At 70.8% G+C, this 8822-nt stretch carries 8 protein-coding genes and 2 pseudogenes; 3 read left to right on the top strand and 7 right to left on the bottom strand.

Annotated features, from left to right (window positions below; all coding sequences use genetic code 11):
* The first annotated feature begins 167 nt into the window (after positions 1-167).
* Positions 168-959, top strand: coding sequence for a M23 family metallopeptidase (locus GT042_RS10420; RefSeq protein WP_161308433.1), 792 nt, complete (start codon positions 168-170; stop codon positions 957-959).
* A gap of 39 nt (positions 960-998) precedes the next feature.
* Here GT042_RS10420 and GT042_RS10425 read toward each other — a convergent pair whose 3' ends face one another.
* Entirely contained in the window at positions 999-1577 is a 579-nt protein-coding gene (locus tag GT042_RS10425; protein ID WP_161308434.1) for a TetR/AcrR family transcriptional regulator, read from the bottom strand.
* A 110-nt stretch (positions 1578-1687) separates the two neighbouring features.
* On the opposite strand from GT042_RS10425, the gene GT042_RS10430 reads away from it, so the two are divergent.
* Positions 1688-3313 carry an MDR family MFS transporter gene (locus GT042_RS10430; RefSeq protein ID WP_161308435.1) on the top strand — a complete coding sequence of 542 codons (1626 nt, stop codon included), beginning with the start codon at positions 1688-1690 and terminating at the stop codon, positions 3311-3313.
* Between the two features lie 122 nt (positions 3314-3435).
* Here the strand turns inward: GT042_RS10430 and GT042_RS38910 are convergent.
* The 6 genes and pseudogenes from GT042_RS38910 to GT042_RS10455 all read right to left on the bottom strand — a co-directional run.
* Positions 3436-3606, bottom strand: a pseudogene (locus GT042_RS38910) (DUF5958 family protein); the annotation flags it as partial.
* Positions 3607-3760: 154 nt separating this feature from the next.
* Positions 3761-5080 (bottom strand): two-component system sensor histidine kinase CseC, encoded by a 1320-nt coding sequence (cseC, locus tag GT042_RS10435; protein ID WP_161308436.1) that lies wholly within the window; start codon positions 5078-5080, stop codon positions 3761-3763.
* Between the two features lie 85 nt (positions 5081-5165).
* On the bottom strand, positions 5166-5870 hold the full coding sequence (gene cseB / locus GT042_RS10440; RefSeq protein ID WP_161308437.1) for a two-component system response regulator CseB: 705 nt from the start codon (positions 5868-5870) through the stop codon (positions 5166-5168).
* 42 nt (positions 5871-5912) lie between these two features.
* Positions 5913-6563, bottom strand: a complete 651-nt coding sequence (locus GT042_RS10445; protein ID WP_345943731.1) for a hypothetical protein — start codon at positions 6561-6563, stop codon at positions 5913-5915.
* 17 nt (positions 6564-6580) lie between these two features.
* Positions 6581-7177 carry a SigE family RNA polymerase sigma factor gene (locus GT042_RS10450; protein WP_161308438.1) on the bottom strand — a complete coding sequence of 199 codons (597 nt, stop codon included), beginning with the start codon at positions 7175-7177 and terminating at the stop codon, positions 6581-6583.
* A 180-nt stretch (positions 7178-7357) separates the two neighbouring features.
* Positions 7358-8293 carry an A/G-specific adenine glycosylase gene (locus GT042_RS10455; RefSeq protein WP_161308439.1) on the bottom strand — a complete coding sequence of 312 codons (936 nt, stop codon included), beginning with the start codon at positions 8291-8293 and terminating at the stop codon, positions 7358-7360.
* A gap of 203 nt (positions 8294-8496) precedes the next feature.
* Between GT042_RS10455 and GT042_RS10460 the strand changes: the two are divergent.
* Positions 8497-8822, top strand: a pseudogene (locus GT042_RS10460) (hypothetical protein); the annotation flags it as partial.

Consider the following 8822-nt stretch of genomic DNA (forward strand, 5'->3'; position numbering starts at 1 on the left):
GGGGCCGGGTGGGGCGGGGTCCGCGTCAAGGGACTTTATGCCGTTCCGACTCCTACGACACGCTGTCGTAGATGGGTGGTTTGGGCGGAGATGCGTGGTTGGGTTACCAAGGTGGGGACCGCCCGGCATCCGTGTCGGGTCTCCTCATGCCCGGAGGTTTTCCCCGCATGTTCCAGCGCGACCAGTTCCGTCTCTCCCGTCTCCCGTCCGCCCTGCGTACCCGTACCGGCCTGGTGGCCGCCGGCCTCGGGGTGTCCATGGCGTGCGGGGCGGGGGCCGCGGTCGCCGCGACCGGTGGCGACGGCGCCGATGCCGCGGTGAGCCGTACGGCGACCGCCGCGACCGCCTCCGTGGCGGCCGGCGCGGTGGCGAAGCAGGCCGACGCCCAGGCCGCGGCCGCGGCGCACGCCAAGCAGGTCCAGGCCGAGCGTGCGGAGGCGGCGGCGAAGAAGGCCGAGTCCGAGGCGGAGAAGAAGGCCGCGAAGGTGAAGGCGGACCGGGCCAGGGCCAAGGCGAAGGCCGACAGGATCAAGAAGGCGCATGGCTGGACGGACCCGGTCGACCACTACAAGCTGAGCGCGAAGTTCGGCCGGGGCGGCACCATGTGGTCCCACAAGCACTCCGGCCAGGACTTCGCCGTACCGACCGGCACCACGGTCAAGGCCGCCCACAGCGGCACGGTGGTCAAGGCCGGACCGAACGGCGCCGGTGACGGATCCGCGTACGGCAACGCGATCGTGATCCGGCACGGCGACGGGACGTACTCGCAGTACGCGCACTTGTCCAAGATCAAGGTGTGGGCCGGCCAGCACGTGAAGGCCGACCAGCGGATCGCGTACTCCGGCAACACCGGCAACTCCAGCGGCCCCCACCTGCACTTCGAGATCCGTACGACCCCGAACTACGGCTCGGCGGTCAACCCGCTCACCTTCCTGCGCCACGCGGGTGTCACGGTCTGAGTGTCGTCCCGGTCCGGGCGTGGGGGGCCCGGGGCCGTCTCAGAGGTCGACGTGGTGGGCCTGGGTGATCAGGTCGGTGGAGACCTCCAGGATCGCCAGGCGCTTCTCCTCGGGGTCCCCCTCGATGTCCTTGAGGGCGAACTGTCCCGCGTGCATGGTGAAGAGCGCGCTGGTGCAGCGCACCCGGTTGACCATGGTCGCGTCCGGGTCCAGCAGCAGCTCCATCAGGGCCATCATGCGGACCTTGAAGGTCTCGCCGATGCTCAGGTCCCGGATCGTCGCCTGGTTCTCCTGCATGAAGCGGAAGAGGGGGGAGGCGCCGAGCAGGGCGGTGCTGTAGCGGCGCAGGATCTCCCGCTTCGTCTCCAGCGTGGCGGGCTGCGACTTGCCCCACTCGATCAGCGTGTCGATCGGCCGTGTCGCGTCGTCGAAGACGCTGATCAGGATGTCTTCCTTGGTCTTGAAGTGGTAGTAGAGCGCGGCCTTGGTGACGTCCAGGTGCTCGGCGATCTCCCGCAGCGAGGTCTTCTCGTATCCCTGTTCGGCGAAGAGCTCCAGGGCGACATCCTGGATGCGCTGACGGGTGTTGCCCCGTCGGGGGTGCTGAGTGCTGCCCACGGTGCTCTCCTTGGGAAAAAACTTACTTGACGCCCGGCAAGTTAGCCGTCTACCTTCTGAGTGTAATGCTAGCTTGCCGGGCGGCAAGTAAGTCAGGGGAGTAGGGGACGATGAGTCAGACGAGCCGTCAGACGGGGAAGGCCGAACAGGCCGCGGCACCCGGGGACCCGTCAGCCGGGACGTTGGCGCCCGGCAAGCCGGAGCCACAGCCGCGCAGCGTACGGATCGTGCTGCTCGCGCTCATGATCGCGATGCTGCTGGCGATGCTGGACAACATGATCGTCGGTACGGCCATGCCGACGATCGTCGGTGAGCTGGGCGGTCTGGAGCACCTGTCGTGGGTGGTCACCGCGTACACCCTCGCCACCGCCGCCTCGACCCCGATCTGGGGCAAGCTCGGCGATCTGTACGGCCGCAAGGGCGTCTTCCTCACCTCCATCGTGATCTTCCTGATCGGTTCCGTGCTGAGCGGGATGGCCCAGGACATGAACCAGCTGATCGGCTTCCGCGCGATACAGGGCCTGGGCGCGGGCGGTCTGATGGTCGGCGTGATGGCGATCATCGGCGACCTGATCCCGCCCCGTGAGCGGGGCAAGTACCAGGGCATGATGGCCGGCGTCATGGCCCTCGCCATGATCGGCGGACCGCTGGTCGGCGGCGCCATCACCGACCACCTCGGCTGGCGCTGGAGCTTCTACATCAACCTGCCGCTGGGCGCGGTGGCGCTGGCGATGGTCACGGCCGTCCTGCACCTGCCCAAGAAGGACCGCTCGAAGGTCAGGATCGACTTCCTGGGCGCCGGGCTGCTGACCGTCGGCATCACCTCGATCGTGCTGGTCACGACGTGGGGCGGTACGGAGTACGACTGGAGCTCCGCGATCATCATGGAGCTGATCGCGCTCGGTGTGGTCGCGCTCATCGGCTTCGTCGTCGTCCAGAAGAGGACCGCCGAGCCGCTGCTCCCGCTGCACATCTTCCGCAGCCGTAACTTCACCCTCATGTCGGTGATCGGCTTCCTCACCGGCTTCGTGATGTTCGGCGCGGTGCTCTTCCTGCCGCTGTACCAGCAGTCCGTGCAGGGCGCCTCGGCCACCAACTCCGGCCTGCTGCTCCTGCCGATGCTGCTGTCGATGATGGTCGTCTCGCTGATCGCGGGCCGGGTCACCACCAGCACCGGCAAGTACCGGATCTTCCCGATCCTGGGCGGCGCCCTGATGACGGTCGGCCTGTTCCTGCTCGCGCAGATGGACACCGAGACGTCGCGGCTGACGTCCGGCGTCTACATGGCCGTGCTCGGCGCGGGCATGGGCTTCCTCATGCAGATCACGATGCTGGTCGCGCAGAACAGCGTCGAGGCGAAGGACATGGGCGTCGCGTCCTCCTCCGCCACGCTCTTCCGTACGCTGGGCAGCTCGTTCGGAGTCGCCATCATGGGCGCGCTCTTCAACTCCCGCGTACAGGACGAGATGGCGGCCAGGGGCGGCAGCACCGGCGGCGGCCTCGCGTCCGCGCAACTGGACGCGGCCAGCCTGGCGAAGCTCCCGGACGCGGCACGCGAGGCGTACCAGCACGCGGTGTCCACCGGCATCCACGGCGCCTTCACCCTGGGTGCGGCGATCGCGGTGATCGGCTTCGTGGCGGCGTTCTTCGTCAAGGAGGTCCCGCTGCGGGGCGCGGGCCCGAAGCCGGCGGAAGACCCGTCCCCGGCGGACGGCAGGATCCCCCAGTCGGCCTGACGCCGACGCGGCACACAAGCACCACACCAAGGACGTCCCCCGGCGCACGCGCACCGGGGGACGTGGCGTTCGCGGCGTCGTTCGTCGGCGATCGTGAGTAGCGCGATCAGCAGTCGGAATGCCTTGCGGCGTTCGTCGGGTGGGGTGAGCGAGGCGATCTTGCCCAGTTGTTCGTCGATCCGGTCGCGGGTGATCAGCACTGAGGGGGTGTGGGTGGGGCGCAGCCCCGCTCGGCGGATGCTTTCCGGTCCGTCCTCGGTGACGGCGCGCGCCTGGACGCAGTGATGGCACAGATGCTGGAGTGTCTCGGACTGCTCTGCCGGGCCCCAGGGCCTCGAACCACTCGATGCCTTGTGACATGGGGCGCAGCCCCTGGGCGAGTTCGTTGAGTATGACGTCGCGTTCGGTCATGGCTGCCTTCTGGGCGAAGTTGTCCTGCGGGCCGAATCACCTCGGGTCCGGGAGGTGGAGGATCGGGAAGCTGCCTGTGGTGGTGGGGGCGTGTTCCGGGAGCCAGAGGACCGCTATCGCTCCGGGGGGTGTTTCCGGGGTGGGGGTGGGGTCCTGGGACGCGTTGCGGAAGGTCAGGCGGGCGCCCAGGACGCGGGCCTGGCCCGCCGCGATGGTCAGGCCCAGGCCGTGGCCGTGGCCCGCGCGGTCGCTCGCGCCCGTGCGGAAGCGGCTCGGGCCCTCGCGCAGGAGCGCGTCGGGGAAGCCGGGGCCGTGGTCCCGTACCCGTACCACCCGGCCCTCGACCGTGACCTCCACCGGCGTCCGGCCGTGCTTCGCCGCGTTGGCCAGCAGATTGCCCAGGATGCGTTCCAGGCGGCGGGGATCGGTGTTCACCCAGGAGTCGTTCGTCACGTGCACGGTGATCGTCCGGTCCAGTGCGGTGACCCGCCGTCGCACGAACTCGCCCAGCTCGATCTCCTGGAGTTCCGCCCGTTCCGAGGCGCTGTCCAGGCGGGCTACCTCCAGGACGTCTTCGACCAGGGTACGCAGTGCTTGTGCTCTGTCCCTCACCAGCTCCGTCGGGCGGCCCGGCGGGAGCAGTTCCGCCGCCGTCAGCAGACCCGTCACCGGCGTGCGCAGTTCGTGGGCGATGTCCGCCGTCACCCGGCGCTCCGCCTCGATCCGTTCGTTCAGCGCGTCGGTCAGCGCGTCCACCGCGCGCGCCAGTTCGTCGGTCTCGTCGCGTACGACCCCGCCGACCGCGTCCCCGACCCGTACCTCCGTGTTGCCCTGCGCGACCCGGCCCGCCGCGGCGGCCGCCCTGCGCAGCCTGCGGGACAGCTGGCCGCCGATCAGCACCCCCAGCGCGCAGCCGCCGAAGACCACCGACACCGAGCCGATGATCAGCGCCCGGTCCAGGTCCTTCATGATCGTCGTACTGCGGTCGGCGAACTTGTTGTGGAGGGAGAGCACCGTGCCGTTCCCCAGCGGGACGGCCGCCCAGACGTCCGGCACCCCCTCGCTGACGTCCTGCACGTACGTCGCCCGCCGCCCCTGTGCCATCTTCTCCCGCAGATCGTGCGGCAGCGCCGGGTCGTTGACCTTCGTGCCGAACTTGGGCTCCTTGGTCGTGTCGTACATCCGCTGCGCGAACAGCAGCCGCTCCAGCTGCACCTCGCGCGCGTTGTCGAGCATCGAGACCTGGGCCGCGTTGTGCACCACCAGGCTCAGCGCCACCGCGACCAGCGCGCCGACCGCCGCGATCGCGATGCTGATCTTCCAGCGGACCCCGGTCCGCAACGCCAGGCGCCTCACGAGCGGGGCCTCATGCCGTCCATGCGCGTCATGCGCGTCATGCGCGTCGTGCGCGTCATACGCTTCATACGCGCGGCCTCATGCGTCATGCCTTGAGCTTGTAGCCGAAGCCGCGGACCGTGTCGATCCGGTCCTGCCCGATCTTGGTACGCAACCGCTGGACGTGCACGTCCACCACCCGGGTGTCCCCGCCCCAGCCGTAGTCCCAGACCCGCTCCAGCAGCCGGTCGCGGGACAGGACCGTGCCCGGCGCCGTCGAGAACTCCAGCAGCAGCCGCATCTCCGTCGGCGTCAGCGCGACCGGCACCCCGCCCCTGCGCACCTCCATACCCTCCGTGTCGATCTCCAGCTCGCCGAACGTCAGCACCCCCCGCTCGTCCGGCCCCTCCCGCCCCGCCGGATCCCCGGCCGCCCGGCCCGCGTGCCCGAAGCGGCGCAGTACGGCCCTGATCCGGGCCACCAGCACCGCCCCGTCGAACGGCTTGGTGACGTAGTCGTCCGCGCCGGCCTCCAGGCCCAGCACCACGTCGATCGCGTCGGCGCGCGCCGACAGCATGATCACGGGCACGGTTGACTCGTCACGGATCCGGCGGCACAGGCTGACGCCGTCCAGGCCCGGGACCATCACGTCGAGGAGCGCGATGTCCGGGCGGTCGGCGCGGAACGCCTCAAGACCGGCGAGCCCGTCGGGCATCGCGGTCACCACGAAGCCGTCCCGCTCCAGCGCGAGCTGCGTGGCTTCGCGGATGACGTCGTCGTCCTCGACGAACAGCACATGGGTCTCTGCCATCGGGTGGCTCTCTCTGCTCTCGGTCGGTGAGGGACGGAGGTCTCAGTTCTGGCGCGGCACCGTCGGGTCCACCACGTCCGGCGCCTCCACCGCCCCGTCGCCGACCGCGCTGCTGTAGTTGTTGCGCACGCGGTAGCGCTCGGTGAACTTGGTGTCGCTCCAGCTGTACGTGACCACGTCCTCCCCGGAGGGATACGCCACCGGATCGCCCTTCGCGTACACCTGCTGGGTGAGGACCAGCTCCCCCCGGTCGATGGTGGCATAGACGGCCGGTTCCTCGACGGCGAAGACGTTCTCGTACGTCTCGTCCTTCTCGCGGTACACGTACGTGCCGATGCCCACCGCGTCCCCGCAGGTCATCACGTTCACGACCACGTCGGGGACGGGTCCGCCGGTCAGATTCCCGTACGAGGTGTCCACCGGGTAGGCGCCCTCCGAGCACGGTTTGAGATCGGCCTTGATCCGCCTGCTGACCTTGGGGTCCTCGCGCAGCAGCGAGGCCGCGTCCACCGTCCTCACCGGCGGGACCGCGGACGCCCCCGGCGTGTGCACCCCCCGCTCGACGGGCGCGGTCACGGCCGCGCCCTCGTCGCGCGTACCCGTACCACCGGTCGAACACCCGGCGGCCAGCAGGCACAGCGCGGCGACGCCGACCACGCCCGCCGTACCCCCCGCGAGCCGTCCCGCCGTCACCCGCCGGACCGGCCCCCTCAGGCCACGCACCGCTCCCGCCCCCGATCCTGGCGGCCGATGAGGCCGCCGCCGTGCTCCGCCCGTTCCAGCACGCGCGCCTCCGCCTCGTCGGCGGACCGGCTCTCCAGCTCCTCGCGGAGCCGGGCCAGCGCCCGGTGCAGCGTGCTCTTGACCGTACCGGCCGACATTCCCAGCGCCGCGGCCGTCTCTTCCGTACTCATCTGCTCCCAGTGTCGCAGCACCACCACACTGCGTTGCTTGGGAGCCAGGACGGAGAGGATGTCCATCAGCAGGGCGCGGTCGGCGCGCTGCTCGGTGCCGTCCTCGACGCTCGCGTCGGGCAGCTCCTCGGTGGGGACCTCTTCGAGCCGGCGCGCGCGCCACCACTCCGTACGGGTGTTGATCATGACGCGGCGCAGGTAGGCGTCGGCGAGGGACTTGTCGGCGATGCCGTCCCAGCGGCCGTACGTACGGGCCAGCGCGGTCTGGAGCAGGTCCTGGGCGTCCACCGGGTCGGGCACGAGCCGGCGGGCGCTGCGCAGCAGGGCCTCCTGCCGGGTCCGTACGTACTCCTCGAACCCGAGCACCTCTCCGAGCACTTCGCCCTGCGCCATGCCGACCGCCTCCGACCCCGTGACCGTTCCCGCGTTCTTCTTTGCGCCACCGAAATTACGGAGCGGTTGTCACGGGGCTGTGCGGGGCAGCCGTCGGCAAACGCACGGCTGTCCATCGGTTGTGTAACGGAGGGCGGGGCCGGTCCGCGGAGTTCCGCATTCCACGGACCGGCCGGTGCGTCAGCTCAGGGGCAGGCGGTACACCCCGTTCTCCATCGGCTCCACCAGGCCGTCCGCCACCAGCCCGTCCAGCGCCCGGGCCCGCTGCACCGGCTCCTCCCACACCGCGTCCAGCACTTCCTGCGGTACGGGCGTGACCGCCTCGCGCAGGACGGCCAGCAGCTTGCCGCGCACCTGGCGGTCCGTGCCCGCGTACGTCTGCCCGCGCCGGGCGGGCCCTTCGTGCGCCGGCTTGCCCGCCAGCCGCCACGCGCACCGGTCCGCGATCGGGCACCGTACGCACTCCTCGCCCTTCGCCGTGCACACCAGCGCGCCCAACTCCATGGACGCGGCGGCCCACCGGGCGGCGGTCGGCTCGTCCGGGGGCAGCAGGGAGCGGGCCAGCTTGCGCTCGGCGGCCGTGGTCGCGTTCGGCGGGAACTGCACGCCGGTGACCGCCCGCGCGAAGACCCGGCGCACGTTCGTGTCGAGGACCGCGTGGCGCTGTCCGTACGCGAACGACGCGACGGCCGCCGCCGTGTACTCGCCGATCCCGGGCAGCGAGATCAACTGGGCGTGCTCGCTGGGCACATCCCCGCCGTACCGCTCCGTTATCGCCTGCGCGGCCCCGTGCAGGCGCAGCGCGCGGCGGGGATAGCCGAGCCGCCCCCACGCCCGGACCGCCTCGCCGGGCGGCTCCTTCGCCAGGTCGGCGGGGCGCGGCCAGCGCGCGAGCCACGCCTCGTAGACCGGGAGCACCCGGCTGACCGGGGTCTGCTGGAGCATGAACTCGCTGACCATCACCCCCCAGGCACCCGCTTCCGGGCGGCGCCAGGGCAGATCGCGAGCGTGGGTGTCGAACCACTCGATGACAGGGGCGTGGAGGGCGGCGGCGGACACCGTGGCCGGGGCCGGCGGCGTCGCGGAGGTCTCGGGAGTCGGAGAGGTAGCAGTCATGGCACCTCCGATCCTGGCATGCTCCGACGCGCGGACGGCGCATCGGACGCGTGTGCGGCGGGGTGCCTTCGACGTGCGGCGGGGTGGCTTCGCCACCTGACCGGCCTCCGTCAGGACGCTCGCAGGCTGATGATCCGTAAAACTTGCGAAGACGGACGGCATGGGGGCGGGAGTTGGCGGAGATCTCTCGTACAGTTTGCGACGTGGGATCTTTGCGTAATCCGGTCGGGCCGCTCCCCTCTCCCATCTACTGGCGACGGAGGGCAGTAGCGGCGACGCTGATCGCGCTGCTCGCGTTGCTGGTCGTGTGGATCGTCACCTCCGGTGAGGACGGCGGCAAGAAGAACGACGACCGGTCGGACGGAGCCAACCCGGCCACGTCGATCACCCCGGGACCCTCGGGATCCGGGCCCGCCATCAGCGAACAGCCGGGCGGGCGCGACGAGTCGGGCGGCACGGGCGGCGGTGGCGGCGACGGCGGTACGGACGCCGGCGCGGGGGACGGCGGCAAGAACGGCGACACCGCGGG

Origin of the sequence: Streptomyces sp. SID3212 (genome assembly GCF_009865405.1) — a bacterium.
In the GTDB taxonomy this organism is placed as follows: Bacteria; Actinomycetota; Actinomycetes; order Streptomycetales; family Streptomycetaceae; genus Streptomyces.

Excerpts from the sequence above, each read along its gene's own strand:
- GT042_RS10420 (WP_161308433.1), top strand. The coding sequence starts at position 168 with ATGTTCCAGCGCGACCAGTTCCGTCTCTCCCGTCTCCCGTCCGCCCTG.
- GT042_RS10430 (WP_161308435.1), top strand. The coding sequence starts at position 1,688 with ATGAGTCAGACGAGCCGTCAGACGGGGAAGGCCGAACAGGCCGCGGCA.
- cseB (WP_161308437.1), bottom strand. The coding sequence starts at position 5,870 with ATGGCAGAGACCCATGTGCTGTTCGTCGAGGACGACGACGTCATCCGC.
- GT042_RS10450 (WP_161308438.1), bottom strand. The coding sequence starts at position 7,177 with ATGGCGCAGGGCGAAGTGCTCGGAGAGGTGCTCGGGTTCGAGGAGTAC.
- GT042_RS10455 (WP_161308439.1), bottom strand. The coding sequence starts at position 8,293 with ATGACTGCTACCTCTCCGACTCCCGAGACCTCCGCGACGCCGCCGGCC.